We start from the raw sequence: 14,598 nt of genomic DNA on the forward strand, positions 1-14,598 counted from the left end.
ACCACAGCATGAAAATCAAAAACCTAGCGCTTGCCGCACTTGTCGCACTCGCGTGCCTGCCGAATGCACAAGCCCAGAAAGGCAAAACCTCCAAAGCTCTTAAGGCCCAGGCCACCCCCAGCCCAACCGACATAGACCAGAAGGTGGAGGAGCTGCTTGCCAAAATGACTTTGGAGGAGAAAGTGGGCCAAATGGCACAGATAACCCTGGACGTGGTTGGAAAGGGGGAAAACCGCTACTCCAGCATCGAGCCCCTGCAACTGGACGAAGCCGAGCTGAAGAAGGCCCTGGTAGACTACAAAATCGGTTCGGTGCTGAACACGGCCAACAACCGCGCCCTTACACCGGAGAAGTGGTACAGCGTTATCAGCCAGATTCAGGAGGTGGCAACCAAAGACACGCGGTTGGGCATACCGGTGATTTACGGCGTGGATGAAATTCACGGGGCCACCTACACCGCAGGAGCCACTATGTTCCCCCAGCAGATCGGCCAGGCGGCCAGCCGCAACCGGGAGCTGGTCCGGCGCGGGGCCGAAATCACCGCTTACGAAACGCGCGCCAGCTCCATCCCCTGGAACTTTTCGCCGGTACTGGATTTAGGGGCTGACCCGAGGTTTTCGCGCCAGTTCGAGTCTTTCGGCGAGGACCCTTACCTGGCGGCAGAGCTGGGTGTGCAGATGATAGACGGCTATGAAGGCGTGCGGAACAACATCGGCCACCCGGAGCATGTAGCCTCCTGCATGAAGCACTTCCTGGGTTATCAGGTACCGACCTCGGGCAAAGACAGAACCCCCACCACGATCTCAGAAACGGAGCTGCGCGAGTACCACCTCCCCTCTTTTAAAGCCGCAATCGACGCCGGGGCGCACACGATTATGATCAACTCGGGCATTATAAACGGCGTGCCGGTGCACTCCAACCACGACATCCTGACAAAGCTGCTCAAGGAAGAACTCGGCTTTAAAGGTTTAGTGGTAACAGACTGGGGCGACATTGAGTACCTGCACACCCGCGACCGCGTCGCCTCCACCCACAAAGAGGCCATTATGATGGCTGTTAACGCGGGGGTGGATATGTCGATGATCCCCTACCAGTACGAGCCCTTCTGCAACGGATTGGTGGAGCTGGTGAAGGAGGGAAAGGTGAAAGAGGAGCGCATAAACGACGCCGTTCGCCGTATTCTCCGCGTAAAGTACGCCCTGAACCTGTTTGAGCGGCCCACCACCAACCCGAAAGACTACCCGCTGTTTGGCAGCAAGGCCTTTGAGCAGGCAGCCTACCAAATGGCGGCGGAGTCCATCACGCTGCTCAAGAACGAGAAGAACGTGCTGCCGCTTGCCAAGTCCGCAAAAGTGCTGGTAACCGGGCCAAACGCCAACAGCATGCGCACCCTGAACGGCGCCTGGACCTACTCCTGGCAAGGCGAAAAAGTAGAGGAGTTTACCGGCAAGTACAACACCATTCTGGAGGCTTTGCAGCAGGAGCTTGGGAAGAAGAACGTTACCTACGTGCCCGGCGTGAGCTACAAGGCGGACGGCAAGTACTACGAAGAAGTCGCCGAGAACATAGACCAGGCCGTAGCAGCCGCCAAAGGGGTGGACGCCATCATTCTGTGCCTTGGGGAGAACACCTCCACCGAAACCCCCGGTAACCTTAGCGACCTGTACCTGTCAGACCTGCAGACAGAGCTGGCACAGAAGCTGGCCGCTACCGGCAAGCCTGTTATACTTGTGCTAAACGAGGGCAGGCCCCGGGTGATCAGCCGGATTGAGCCGGAAGTACAGGCGGTGGTGCAAGCTTACCAGCCGGGCAACTTCGGGGGCGACGCCCTGGCCGACGTGCTGTCCGGTGACGTGAACCCGTCGGGCAAACTCCCTTACAACTACCCGCGCTACCCCAATGCCTTGGTGCCTTACATACACAAGCCGGCAGCAGAGCAGGGCAAGGTAGCAGGCGTCTATAACTACGAGGCAGACTACAGCCCGCAATACGAGTTCGGCCATGGCCTGAGCTACACCACCTTCACGTACAGCAACCTGGAGCTAAGCAAGCCGCAGCTTTTAGCCAACGAACAGCTTACGGTCTCTGTAACCGTGAAGAACACCGGCAGCAGAGAGGGCAAGGAAACGGTGCAGCTGTTTACCTCCGACCTGTATGCCAGTGGCATTACCCCGGATGTAAGGCGCCTGCGCCGGTTCGAAAAGATAGCGCTGAAGCCGGGCGAAAGCAAAACCCTCACCTTTACGCTCACCCCGGATGATCTTGCCTATATCGACAGAAACGGCAAGAAAACAATCGAGGCCGGTGAGTTTGAGGTACGGATCGGGGATCAGGCACAGAAGTTTACCCTGGTGGGCCACACGTTCTGAGGCAGCTGTTGCCACGGCAGCAAAACCTCTGCGGTGTAAACCTGCCAAGTGTAAACGCAAGTATGAAAAAAGGATCGGCCATGGTGGCCGATCCTTTTTTCATACTTGGCTGCAGGGGCCGCAACTAAACAGAGAGGCTAGTAGTGCAGCATAAACTCCGTCAGGTTCACCTCCTGGCCCAGGTTCATCTTCTTCCGGATTCTGTACCGGCTCGTTTCCACCCCCCTAAGCGAGAGCTTCAGCAGCGAAGCCACCTCCTTGCTGGTCAGGTTCAGGCGTAGGTAGGCGCAGAGCTTCAGGTCGCGGTGTGTCAGGTCTGGGTAGGCCTCGCGCAGGCGCTTCAGAAAGTCCTGGTGCACCTGGTTGAAGTGGAGCTCAAACTGCTCCCAGTTATTTTCAAACTTTATCTCCTCCTCTACCGACTTAAGCAGCTTTTTGAGTTGCTTCTGCGTGTCCTTGCAGCTAACCAGCTCAATTGTCTCGTGCAGCTGGTCCCGCACCTTGTGCACCGCCTCCACGTTGTGCATCACATGAACGGCTGAGGTCGTAAGCTCCTTATTCTTATGCAGCAGCTCGTTCTCCAGCTTTTCGTTGTTGAGGCGAATAATTTCTCTTTCGGCCAGCAGCACCTCCTCCATGTGCTGCGCTTCCTTCAGCTTCAGGGCCTTCTCCTTTTCTTCCTGCAGCCGCAGTTTGGTGTGGTGGATGTGCCTGCCTACCATGTACTTGGTCAGCAAAAGAAGTACCACGGCAAGTACAGCGTAGCCCACGTACGCCCACCAGGACCTGTACCAGGGCGGCAGCACCACAAAGGTATAGGTCGCCTCCTCGCTCTGCTTATCGTAAATGTTCTTTGCCCTTACATGGAACGTATAAGTGCCCTCCCGCAGGTTGGTGTACTCCTTTTGCAGCGATGCAGTCCAGGTAGACCACTTCTCGTCCAGCCCCTCCAGGTAGTACTGGTAGCGCACCTTGTCGATGTCATCGTAAGAGATGGCACCGTACGTGAACTTCAGGGAGTTGAGGCCATAGGGCAGTTCCGGCACCTCCTCTCCCGGCTGATGCAGCACCACCAGCCCGGCGTTCTGGTACGTACCGCCCGACAAAAGCGAGTCCTGGGCCTGGGTGTTGCTTTCCACTTTCCTGATCAGCGTGTAGAAGGTCTTGCTTAGGCTTTTAGCCTGCAGGTACGAAGGGTGGTAATGCACAAAGCCCTCGTCGATACCGATCAGCACGTTTAGCGGGTTGTAGTGCATCATGTGCTCAAAGCCGCCGATCAGCTTGCCCTGCAGTTTGTTGAAGACGTTCTTCTCCACCTCATAGCTGCCGTTGCTCCGCTTCTTTAGCACCCCCATCTCATCCCCGGCCGAAAACCAGATGCTGCCCTCGCTGTCCTGTGTCAGCTTCCGGATGTGCTGCTCGCGGTCAAAGAGCTTGCCCAGCTCCTCATGCGGTTCAAAGCGGTCGCTGCGCGGGTTATACTTGTACACGCCCCGCTCGCCGGTGAAAACAAGCTTCCCGTCAATCTTAAAGACATTGATAAACAAGCTGGACGGGAAGCCGGCCCGCTCATCGTAGAAACGCAACTGCCTGACACTGTCCAGTTGCTCCGAAAGCCGGAGCCTGTAGACTCCCTTATAGCCGTGCGCCACCCAGATGTTGCCTTCCTTGTCCTCCTCCATTACCCGCGAAGACTCCTCGAAACCGTTGATCTTGTGCTGGAAAACCAGCTGCCCATCCACAAACCGGTAAAGCAAAAGCCCATTGTAAGTCCCACAGACCACGTAACCCGGGTGAGAAGCCAGGGGCATAAACATCCAGGCGCCGCGGTGCCCCGACAGTCGGCGTGCTGTGTTATTGATAAGCTCGTAGGGGCCGTTGTGGTGCGAGAGCAAAAGCTTTCCGTTGATCTTCTGCAGGTTGTACACCTGCCCGTGGGAGTTCTCTACCAGCTTAAAGGGCGCTGGGTGTAGCGGGTTCTCGGCATTGGACCAGGCCTTGTAGTACAGGCCGTCGTTGGTGCCCAGGTACAGTGTGTTGTTGTGCAGCAACGAAGTATAGCCGGTGCCGAGCACACCGTTTTTGGCGTTGAAAAGCGTGAAAGCAGAGTTTGTCTCCACATAGTCGATGCCGTTGTTGAGCCCCAGCCACAGGTTACCCGCCTGGTCCTGGTAGATGCTGCGCACGTTGCTGTTCTGAAGCCCTTTCTCCCTGTTCAGGTGCTGCCGCGGCACTCCCTCCTGGTCCACAATGAGCAGGCCGTCATGGGCTGTGCCTATGGCGTACTCCTCGGGCAGGCTAATGGCTGTGTATACTTTGTTTTTGTTCAGAAACGCCTCTACCTCCCAGTTTACCGGCGTAAAACCACTGTAGCCGTCGTACACGAAAATGCCGTCCTCCTCGGTAAACACCAGCGACTGTCCGTCTTTGTAAGGCAGCATGGCCACCACCACGTAGTCAGCCATCTTTTCGCTGCCGGGTATCAACACGAACTTCTCGTTCTTCAGCTCATATATCCCCTTGGCAGGCACAGGCACCAACAGCTTGTTCAGCACAAAAAAAGGAAAACCAGTTGGTGATGCGGGTGCCCTGTACACCTTTACCTTGTCGTTCTGCAGGTGGTATATGGCCTCCACGGTACAGTAAAAGATGCCCTCGTCGGAAGTATAGATCTTCCAGACATCGTCAAAGCTTCGGTATTGAGGCGCTATTTTCTGCTTAAGGGAAACGTAGCTCATCAGCCCCTGGCTGTCGGGCTGCAGGTAACCGAAATCATCCTGCCCGCCCACATAGATACGCCCGGCCTTATCCACGGCAAGGGAGCGGGCAATGGTGCGGTTGGCCAGGGAGATCTGCCTCCAGTGGTTTCCGTCGAACTCCAGCACACCGAAACTGTTCCCAAAGTACATGACACCGCGATGGTCCTGCACCACATCCCAGTTTTGCGGTGCCGCCTTGTACTCTTTCTGTGTATAGTTCTTGATGTAGGGTATACCTTCGTTCTTTACCTGTGCCAGCGCCAGGCAGCATTGTAAGAGCAAGAACAGCAGCAACACACTCAGCTTCTTCATGGTAATTCCCGCCTCTCTATAGATCTGCTTTAAGATATGGAGTTGATAACTACACCTGCCTTCGGCTATCCCCTTACTTTCAGGAGCGCCTGCAGCAGACGGCTTTACTCTGCTCACCGGAAACAGGGTGTTCCCCTTTTTGCCCGCACGAGCTGCCGCATTACCAGAAACCGGCAACACTCATTGTAAAGCATAATTTAATATTCGTAAATAAAAAGGAATTTTCAAAAAGCCAGCACTCACTTACGTAGCGCGCCTACCCTGTGGCAGCCACAGCCCGCTAACAAACCGGCTTGTACCCAGGCAGCTGTACACAGCGGGCCACAAAAAAAAGCGGGAGCCTTCTCAGGCACCCGCTCCATCGTACTTTCCCATAGTGGCAAGGCTTTAGTAGTTCCAGGGGTAGAGGTCCGGCTCTTTTCCGCCGCGGTTCTTCATGCGGAGCGGGTGCACAGCCTCGGTTTCCTCGAAATAGAGGAAGGCATCGTATCGCTCGGGGATAACAGTGGGAACATAGTTGCCGAACATCTCATACTTGGGGTCATACACTACGCCAATAGCGCGGTGGCCGATCCGCTGCTGCAGCTCCGGCACGTTTTTCAGGTCGGCAGAGAGGATGATCTTGTCATCTGTGCTGATGTTGTGGAGCATCTCCTCCCAGCTTCCCTCCACGGCAGGCGGCACGTCCATTTTCTGCATGGGGGCGCCCCAGCTTCTCCCGGCAATAACGGTGCCCTGGTAGGAGCCAAAACCGACCAGCTTCACATTCTCCCGGCCGTACTTCTCCCGGGCCAGCTGCCCGATGTTGAACATGCCGTCATCGGCCATGTCGGTGTAGCGGGCGTCGCCGATGTGGGTGTTGTGCTCCCACACAATCGCTTTGGCCTCCGGCCCATGAAACTCCAGTAACCGGTCCAGGGTCTCCATCATGTGGCTGTCACGCACGTTCCAGGACTCGCTGCTCCCCCGCACCATGGCCCGGTAATACTTCTCCGCATTGGCAGCCACCAGCGCGTTCTGCTTCGTGTTGAAATCCTGCTCCGGGTCATCGGTGAAGGTACGCTGCTGCTGCACTTTCTGGAGCATCTCGACCACCTCGCTCTCACAGTCGGTCGGCACAAAGGCCGTGGCCTGGGCATAGGTCTGCGGGTCGCGGTTAAAGGGCTCAAAGCAGTTGATGGCAAGGCGCGCCGCCTCGGCGGCCTGCCCGTCGTTACGCTCCAGGAAACGCACGATCTGGTCCAGCGACTCCCACAGGCTGTATACATCCAAACCGTAGAAGCCCACCTTCTCTTTGCCGTTGCGCTGGTTGTTGTACTCGCGCAGCCACTCGGTCAGGGCGGCCACCTCCCAATTGGCCCACATCCAGGTGGGCCAGCGGCGGTACACCTGCAGCACATCCGCAATCTTACTGCCCGCGTTCGGGTAGCCCTTTACCAGCCTGTTCACGGCGTAGCACTCAGGCCAGTCACCTTCCACCGCTATAAAGTTGAAGCCCTTTTCCTGTACCAGCCGTTTGGAGATGGCCGTGCGCCAGGTGTAGTACTCCGAGGTGCCGTGCGAGGCCTCCCCCAGCATGACCACCCGGGCGTCCCCGATTTCGCTGATCAACGTGTCCAGGTCTTTTTCCTTCGTAAGTGCGGTATAGTGAAAAGGTTTGTTTCCCATAGTTGTGTTCGCTTAAACGCAGCCTGTGCCTGCCGTAAATTTGCTGTATTGTACTTTTGTTGAGCAGTTTATGTTCCACAAAAAAAAGCACCCGCTCTACTTATGAGTAAAGCGGGTGCAAAGCTTAGTTAAGGGTATAACCTGGCTTACGACCGGTTCTGCTGTGAAAACACGCGGCGCAGCAGCTCCGTGGTGCGCGCCAGCGGGTTCTCCCGTATCTTCTCCTCCTCCTGCGCCACCAGCAGGAACAGGCCGTCGATGGCCTTCTGGGTTGCGTAGTCGTCCAGGTCGGGGTTTACCTTCTGCACCAGCGGGATCTTGTTGTACTGGTTCACCACATCGGTATAGTAGCGGGTGGCATTGGTTTTCTCCAGCGACTTGACCATAATGGGGTTAAAGGCGCTGTAAAGCTGCTCCGACGTGGTGCGCTTCAGGTAATTGGTCGCCGCGTCGTCTTCGCCGCGCAGGATGGCCCAGGCGTCCTGTATGGTCATTTGCTTGATGGCGTTCACGAAGATCGGCACCGCGCTTTTGGCGGCGTCCTCCGCCCCACGGTTCAGGGTAAGTATAAACTTATCGACCTCGTTGCCCAGCCCTACCTGGCGCAGGGTGTTCTCCACGCGCTGCACATCCTCCGGAAAAGGGATCTTGATGAGCGGGTTGCCAAAGTACCCGTTGGTTTGCGAGGCCTTGCTGGCGCCATTGTTAATGCCTACCTCCAGCGCCTGTTTCAGGCCAGCCGCCACTTCGGGTTGGGTAAGCGCTCCGTTCGCGCCGGCGGCCCTTACGCTATCCATGGTGCGCTGCACATCGGCAACCGTGCAGGCAGCCGTGCCCAGCGCCACAGCTATAAAAGAGGTGTAAAGTAATTTCTTCATAAATTGGGTTAATAAACGGGAAGTTAATTCAAAAGCCACGAAAAGAAAAGTCTTGTATCTTGTGTGACGTTATGTACGCCTGTTTAGGCAACAACTTTTCCTTTTGCGGGTTTAAAAGACCTACGCATAAATCAGACCAATACATTTATGAAAGCAGTTATTGCTGAAATAATCACCATAGGCGATGAGATTCTCTACGGCCAGATTGTGGACACCAACTCCGCCTGGATGGGCACCGAGCTCACGAAAATCGGCGTAAGGGTAAAGCAGATCACCTCCATCTCCGACAGCGCCGAGCACATCATCAAGGCGCTGGACGACGCCAGGACCCGCGCAGACGTTATTTTGATGACCGGCGGGCTGGGCCCCACCAAAGACGACCTGACCAAGACGGTGCTTACCTCCTACTTCCATACTTCGCTGAAGCTGCACGCCCCTTCCTTAGCCGACGTAACTGAGATTTTTAAGGCCAGGGGCCGGGAGCTGACAGAGCTCAACCGCCAGCAGGCGTTTTTGCCGGAGGCCTGCACGCCAGTGCGTAACGTGCTGGGCACCGCGCCGGGCATGTGGTTTGAGCAGGGCGGCAAAGTCTTTGTGTCGATGCCGGGGGTACCGTTTGAGATGAAGCGCATGATGACCGACACTGTGCTTCCTCAGCTGCAGCAGTACTTCGACACGCCCCACATCATCCATAAAGTAGTGCAAACCGTGGGCCTGCCCGAGTCCATACTGGCCGACCGCCTGGAAGCATGGGAAATGGGCCTGCCCGAGCACCTGAAGCTAGCTTACCTGCCGCACCTGGGCGGCGTGCGCCTCCGCCTGACCGGCCAGGGGACAGCCGCCGAGGTACTGGAGCAGGAGCTGCAGCAGGAGGTCGAAAAGCTCCGGCACATCATCCCGGGCCATATTTTTGCCTACGGCGAGGTAAAGCTGGAGGAGGCTGTGGGCCAGTTGCTGAAAGAGCGCGGCCTCACCATAGCCACCGCCGAGAGCTGCACCGGCGGTTTCCTGGCGCACAAACTCACCAGTATAGGCGGCAGCTCCGCTTACTACCAGGGCAGCATCGTAGCCTACCACAACGAGGTAAAAGTGCGGGAGCTGGGGGTAAAACCTGAAACCCTGCAGCAGCACGGCGCCGTAAGCGAGGCTACCGTGCGCGAGATGGCCCGGAACGTTCGCCAGAAGTTTGGCACAGACATTGGCGTGGCTACCAGCGGCATCGCCGGCCCGGACGGAGGCACGGCAGAAAAGCCCGTGGGCACCATCTGGATCGCCTACGCCGACAAAGACCGCACGGTGGCCAAGTTACTCCACTTCAACAAAGACAGGCTGCTGAATATCGAGTACACCGCCATGGCCGTACTGAACCTGGTGCGCCAAAGATTGAACACTACGGTTGAGGAATAGGCTAAATTCCTTAACTTTGTTTGCAAAGTTAAAAAAGACACAAGTATCAGGACACAAGACACAACACTTTTACCCGGGCCCGTAAAGCCTGCCGAAAGTATGGAATGAACCTGCTCCTTGTGTGATTTGCTCTGATCTATACTTATACCCGGAATCGAAAAACGATCAACGAAAAAAACGAATAACGACACATATGGCACTTGTAGAAATGGTTATGCCCAAGATGGGCGAGAGTATCATGGAAGGTACCGTTCTGAAATGGCTCAAAAACGTGGGTGATACCATTGAGCAGGATGAGTCGGTGCTGGAAGTAGCTACAGATAAGGTGGACACAGAGGTACCGGCCCTGCAGGGCGGCGTACTGAAGGAGATACTGGTACAGGAGGGTGACGTGGTAGCCGTTGGCGCCCCAATCGCCGTTATCTCTACCAACGGCGAGGATACCAGCAGCGCTGCTGCTCCTGCTTCTGCCGAGGCTCCTGCCGCTGTTGCGCCTGAAGCCGCTCCACAGCAAACTGCCGCTGCCTCCGCTCCAAGCGAGTCTTTCGCCAAGCTGGACCAACCAGCCTCCGGCCGTTTCTACTCTCCGCTGGTGCTCAATATAGCCCGCGAAGAAGGCATCTCGATGCAGGAGCTGGAGTATGTGCCTGGCACTGGCAAAGAGGGTCGTGTATCCAAAAAGGATATCATGACTTATGTGGAGAACCGCCAGAATGCACCACAGCAGGCTGCCGCACCACAGGCGCAGGCCCCTGCCCAGCAGCCGCAGCAACAGGCTGCCCCGGCTCCAGCCGCACCGCAGGCACAGCCGCAAGCCGCTCCTCAGGTAAAGCCGGCGGCCTCTTACGGCGGCAACGTAGAGCTGATCGAAATGGACCGCATGCGCAAGATGATCGCCGACCGCATGGTGGACAGCAAGCGCATTTCGCCGCACGTGACCTCTTTCGTGGAGGCCGATGTGACGAACATCGTGAACTGGAGAAACAAGTGGAAGAACGAGTACAAGAAGCGCGAAGGTGAGAACCTGACCTTCACCCCGATCTTCATCGACGCCATCGCCAAAGCCATCAAAGACTTCCCGATGATCAACGTGTCGGTGGACGGTGGCACTATCATCCGCCACAAAGACATCAACATCGGTATGGCCGTGGCCCTGCCTTCCGGTAACCTGATCGTGCCGAACATCAAGAACGCGGACCAGCTGAACCTCAACGGCCTGACCAAAAAGGTGAACGACCTGGCCAACCGCGGCCGTATGAACAAGCTGACGCCGGACGATCTGGCTGGCGGCACCTACACGGTGTCTAACGTAGGCTCATTCGGCAACGTAATGGGTACGCCCATCATCATGCAGCCACAGGTAGCGATTATGGCTGTGGGCGCGATCAAGAAAAAGCCAGCCGTGATCGAGACTCCGGAAGGCGACCTGATCGGCGTGCGCCACTTCATGTACCTGTCGCACTCCTACGACCACCGCGTAGTGGATGGCTCACTGGGCGGCATGTTCGTGCGCCGTGTGGCGGACTACCTGGAGAACTTTGACGTGAACCAGACGATTTAACAGTAACAGCAAGAGCTTTTGCCCTAGGGCAAAAGACTTAAAGCACACGTATAAAGCCTGCTTCTTTACCGGAGCAGGCTTTATTTTGTCAGGCTGTGAAAGAAACAAGGCTTCTTTAGCGACAGGCAAAGTATAAATTAGCAAATTGCTATACTTTAAAACCTTCATCTGCCAGCACAGTATAAAACGACATGAAAAACACCCTACCCTGGATAGTAGCCGCCCTTTTCCTCTTCCTGGCCCTGTACTTCTACTGGCAGAAAAACGAGGCAGAAAGCCGCCTCAGCATTGCCGATAACCAGGTGGAAGCGATAGACCAGGAGTTGGAGGAGCAGACGGAGGCCGTAGACTCGCTGGAAGACATGGTACTGCCCCCTGACACCATGAGCCTGGTGCCTCCGGGAGGCGCTGCCTTTGTGGATGAGCTGGGCACGTTAAGCCAGGGCGACATTCAGCGGCTGCAGCGCAAAGGCCTGGAGAACCCGGAAGCGGCCCTCAAAAACGACCTGAACCGCAAACAGGACAAGCTCATCCCAACCGACGGCGTGCTGGGCGGCTCCATGGCCATCCGTGACAGCCGCATCCTCAACGACCGCTACGCCATGGCCTACTATGAAGACGGCCACATCGGCGGTTACATGATCCTGAAGTACGAGGTCAGCAACGGCAACATTAGCTGGAAGGTGATCGACAACTCCAAACTATAAGCCCTGCACAACACGAGAGCAGGGGAAGTATAAGGTATAAAACAGCCCGACATGACGCTATTACAAACACTGCTCCCGCTGCTGCTCTCCTTCATGCTTACCGACACTCCGGAGCTACACTTGCAGCAGGACCTGCAAAAGGACCTGGCGAAGCTACAGCAAAGCAACCGCTACTTTATCAGCGACAACAGCACCCTGAACCCCTCGCTGCAAGGCCTGGCCCAGGACCTGCAGCTGTTCGCGCTGGTAGCCAACCTCGACCTGAGCCAGGCAAGCTACCAGGCACAGCAACAGGGGCCTCACCGGGTAGAGCAATGGTTATTTAGCGAGGGAGAGATACGCAGCATCACGCAGGTGCAGAGCAACGTCGCCGTTGACACCGTCGTCACGCAGCGCTACCTCGAAAACCGCCCTCCCACCCAGCAGCGCATCCAAAACAACTTCACTTTCCGGACCTACCTTATCTCCACATCCTCGGGGCAAGCTAAACTCTACTACCTGACGGAGGCAGAGCAGGGGCTGCTGGCTTACAGGCTTGGGGAGAGACAGGTGGAGATAGGCTATACCGCAGCCAAAGAAGGGCTGAGCGATGTGCTGCCGGCATACCGGCAGGAGGTAAAAAGGCTTGCCGGCAAGCTTCCGCAACAGGAAGGCTTCCGTTAGCAGCACGGCAGTGCGGCTGGCAGAGCCCCGCGACCGGCTCAGAAAATATGTCGCAGTGCGAGCGCGTACTTTCCGACAAGCCGTTCCGTGTCCGGCCACTGGTGCCCCTCTCCTGACATAATGACATAATCTCCCCTATATTTCCCCCTTGGCACATACCTTGTTAAAACAGTAGTAACCATAAAAAGAATTTAAATCAGCAACTATAAATAAAACTATAGAATGGGAAAAATAATAGGTATTGACTTAGGTACTACAAACTCTTGCGTTGCCGTAATGGAAGGTAACGAACCGGTTGTTATACCTAACAGCGAGGGCCGCCGCACCACTCCGTCTATCGTAGCATTTCTGGATAACGGCAACGGCGAGCGCAAAGTGGGTGACCCAGCCAAGCGCCAGGCGATCACAAACCCACAGAACACCATTGCGTCTATCAAGCGCTTCATGGGCCACAGCTACAACGAGGTGAGCGAAGAGGCAAAGCAGGTGTCTTACAAAGTACAGCAGGGCAGCAACAACACCGTGCGCGTACAGATCGGCGACAGAGAGTACACGCCACAGGAGATCTCGGCCATGGTGCTTCAGAAAATGAAGGCCACTGCAGAGGAGTACCTGGGTACTTCTGTAACAGAAGCGGTTATTACCGTACCTGCTTACTTTAACGACGCACAGCGCCAGGCAACGAAAGAGGCCGGCCAGATTGCAGGCCTTGAAGTGAAGCGTATCATCAACGAGCCAACAGCAGCTGCGCTGGCTTACGGCCTGGATAAGAAGAGCGTAGACCAGAAGATCGCGGTGTTTGACCTTGGCGGTGGTACATTCGATATCTCAATCCTGGAGCTGGGTGACGGTGTGTTCGAAGTACTTTCCACAAACGGTGACACGCACCTGGGTGGTGACGACTTTGACCAGGTGATCATCAACTGGCTGGCAGAGGAGTTCAAGAAAGACGAAGGCCTGGACCTGCGTAAAGACCCAATGGCCCTACAGCGCCTGAAAGAAGCTGCTGAAAAGGCGAAGATTGAGCTTTCTTCTTCTCAGGAGACAGAGATCAACCTGCCGTACATTATGCCGGTAGACGGTGTGCCGAAACACCTGGTGCGCAAACTGACACGCGCCAAGTTCGAGCAGCTGTCTGACGACCTGATCCGCCGCTCTATGGAGCCGTGCAAGAAAGCGCTTCAGGACGCAGGCCTGTCTACTTCAGACATCGACGAGGTGATTCTGGTGGGTGGTTCTACCCGTATCCCGAAAGTGCAGGAAGAAGTAGAGAAGTTCTTCGGCAAGAAGCCTTCTAAAGGCGTGAACCCGGATGAGGTGGTTGCCATCGGTGCCGCTATCCAGGGTGGTGTGCTAACCGGTGAGGTAAAAGACGTGCTCCTGCTGGACGTAACGCCGCTTTCACTGGGTATCGAGACGATGGGCGGTGTGTTTACCAAACTGATTGAGTCAAACACAACCATCCCGACGAAGAAGTCAGAGACCTTCTCAACTGCTTCCGATAACCAGCCGTCTGTAGAGATTCACGTACTGCAGGGTGAGCGCCCAATGGCCAAGGATAACCGCACCATCGGTCGTTTCCACCTGTCTGATATTCCGCCGGCACCACGTGGCGTTCCTCAAATTGAAGTGATCTTCGATATTGATGCGAACGGTATCCTGCACGTAACTGCGAAGGATAAAGCCACTGGCAAAGAGCAGAAGATCCGCATTGAGGCTTCTTCTGGCCTGAGCGAGCAGGAAATCGAGAAAATGCGCAAAGAGGCAGAAGCCAACGCAGAGGCTGACAAGAAGGCCAAAGAAGAAATCGAGAAGCTGAACACAGCCGACTCTATGATCTTCCAGACCGAGAAGCAGCTGAAGGAGTATGGCGACAAGCTTTCCGCAGGCAACAAGTCGAACATCGAGAACGCACTGGCTGAGCTGAAGAAGGCCCACGAAGCGAAAGACGTGGCAGGCATCGACAGCGCCATTGAGAACCTGAACAACGCGTGGAGCGCTGCCTCTCAGGAGATGTACGCCGCGACGCAAGGCCAGGGTGCCCCAGGCGCCGAAGCCGGAGGCAACGGCCAGGCCGGTGGTGCGCAGGGCGCAGCCAACGACGGCGGTGTAACCGACGTGGACTACGAAGAAGTAGACGGCAACAAATAAGCATCTTATAACTCAACTCATAAAAATCCCCTGCCGGAAACCGGCAGGGGATTTTTTATTTATATAGAACTTTAGCGTTCTGCTATATTCCATTTCCTTAATTTATATTTTCTGTATCTTACT

9 protein-coding genes are annotated in these 14,598 nt (G+C 56.0%); 6 read left to right on the plus strand and 3 right to left on the minus strand.

What is annotated here, in order from left to right; all coding sequences use genetic code 11:
* Positions 1 to 8 precede the first annotated feature (8 nt).
* Positions 9 to 2,369: a glycoside hydrolase family 3 N-terminal domain-containing protein gene (locus CA264_RS12595; RefSeq protein ID WP_071784596.1), complete on the plus strand. Its 2,361-nt coding sequence runs from the start codon at positions 9 to 11 to the stop codon at positions 2,367 to 2,369.
* Positions 2,370 to 2,506: 137 nt separating this feature from the next.
* Here the strand turns inward: CA264_RS12595 and CA264_RS12600 are convergent, their stop codons facing one another.
* From CA264_RS12600 to CA264_RS12610, 3 genes are all read right to left on the minus strand, one after another.
* Positions 2,507 to 5,440, minus strand: coding sequence for a two-component regulator propeller domain-containing protein (locus CA264_RS12600; protein WP_025607632.1), 2,934 nt, complete (start codon positions 5,438 to 5,440; stop codon positions 2,507 to 2,509).
* A 387-nt stretch (positions 5,441 to 5,827) separates the two neighbouring features.
* Positions 5,828 to 7,108 (minus strand): erythromycin esterase family protein, encoded by a 1,281-nt coding sequence (locus CA264_RS12605; RefSeq protein ID WP_025607634.1) that lies wholly within the window; start codon positions 7,106 to 7,108, stop codon positions 5,828 to 5,830.
* A 146-nt stretch (positions 7,109 to 7,254) separates the two neighbouring features.
* Positions 7,255 to 7,986 (minus strand): DUF4197 domain-containing protein, encoded by a 732-nt coding sequence (locus tag CA264_RS12610; RefSeq protein WP_025607636.1) that lies wholly within the window; start codon positions 7,984 to 7,986, stop codon positions 7,255 to 7,257.
* 147 nt (positions 7,987 to 8,133) lie between these two features.
* Between CA264_RS12610 and CA264_RS12615 the strand changes: the two genes are divergently transcribed.
* From CA264_RS12615 to dnaK, 5 genes are all read left to right on the plus strand, one after another.
* Positions 8,134 to 9,393, plus strand: coding sequence for a competence/damage-inducible protein A (locus CA264_RS12615; protein WP_025607637.1), 1,260 nt, complete (start codon positions 8,134 to 8,136; stop codon positions 9,391 to 9,393).
* Positions 9,394 to 9,586: 193 nt separating this feature from the next.
* Positions 9,587 to 10,954: a dihydrolipoamide acetyltransferase family protein gene (locus tag CA264_RS12620; RefSeq protein WP_025607639.1), complete on the plus strand. Its 1,368-nt coding sequence runs from the start codon at positions 9,587 to 9,589 to the stop codon at positions 10,952 to 10,954.
* Between the two features lie 191 nt (positions 10,955 to 11,145).
* Positions 11,146 to 11,661, plus strand: coding sequence for a hypothetical protein (locus CA264_RS12625; protein ID WP_025607641.1), 516 nt, complete (start codon positions 11,146 to 11,148; stop codon positions 11,659 to 11,661).
* A gap of 51 nt (positions 11,662 to 11,712) precedes the next feature.
* The gene (locus tag CA264_RS12630; protein ID WP_025607643.1) at positions 11,713 to 12,324 is read left to right on the plus strand and encodes a hypothetical protein; all 612 of its coding nucleotides are present in this window, start codon (positions 11,713 to 11,715) and stop codon (positions 12,322 to 12,324) included.
* Between the two features lie 222 nt (positions 12,325 to 12,546).
* On the plus strand, positions 12,547 to 14,475 hold the full coding sequence (gene dnaK, locus CA264_RS12635) for a molecular chaperone DnaK (RefSeq protein ID WP_025607645.1): 1,929 nt from the start codon (positions 12,547 to 12,549) through the stop codon (positions 14,473 to 14,475).
* Positions 14,476 to 14,598 lie beyond the last annotated feature (123 nt).

Origin of the sequence: Pontibacter actiniarum (assembly GCF_003585765.1) — a bacterium.
In the GTDB taxonomy this organism is placed as follows: domain Bacteria; phylum Bacteroidota; class Bacteroidia; order Cytophagales; family Hymenobacteraceae; genus Pontibacter; species Pontibacter actiniarum.

What these genes read in the sequence shown, in the direction of transcription:
- CA264_RS12605 (WP_025607634.1), bottom strand. Translation starts at nt 7,108, where the DNA reads ATGGGAAACAAACCTTTTCACTATACCGCACTTACGAAGGAAAAAGAC.
- CA264_RS12615 (WP_025607637.1), top strand. Translation starts at nt 8,134, where the DNA reads ATGAAAGCAGTTATTGCTGAAATAATCACCATAGGCGATGAGATTCTC.
- CA264_RS12600 (WP_025607632.1), bottom strand. Translation starts at nt 5,440, where the DNA reads ATGAAGAAGCTGAGTGTGTTGCTGCTGTTCTTGCTCTTACAATGCTGC.
- CA264_RS12625 (WP_025607641.1), top strand. Translation starts at nt 11,146, where the DNA reads ATGAAAAACACCCTACCCTGGATAGTAGCCGCCCTTTTCCTCTTCCTG.
- CA264_RS12610 (WP_025607636.1), bottom strand. Translation starts at nt 7,986, where the DNA reads ATGAAGAAATTACTTTACACCTCTTTTATAGCTGTGGCGCTGGGCACG.
- CA264_RS12595 (WP_071784596.1), top strand. Translation starts at nt 9, where the DNA reads ATGAAAATCAAAAACCTAGCGCTTGCCGCACTTGTCGCACTCGCGTGC.
- CA264_RS12620 (WP_025607639.1), top strand. Translation starts at nt 9,587, where the DNA reads ATGGCACTTGTAGAAATGGTTATGCCCAAGATGGGCGAGAGTATCATG.
- dnaK (WP_025607645.1), top strand. Translation starts at nt 12,547, where the DNA reads ATGGGAAAAATAATAGGTATTGACTTAGGTACTACAAACTCTTGCGTT.
- CA264_RS12630 (WP_025607643.1), top strand. Translation starts at nt 11,713, where the DNA reads ATGACGCTATTACAAACACTGCTCCCGCTGCTGCTCTCCTTCATGCTT.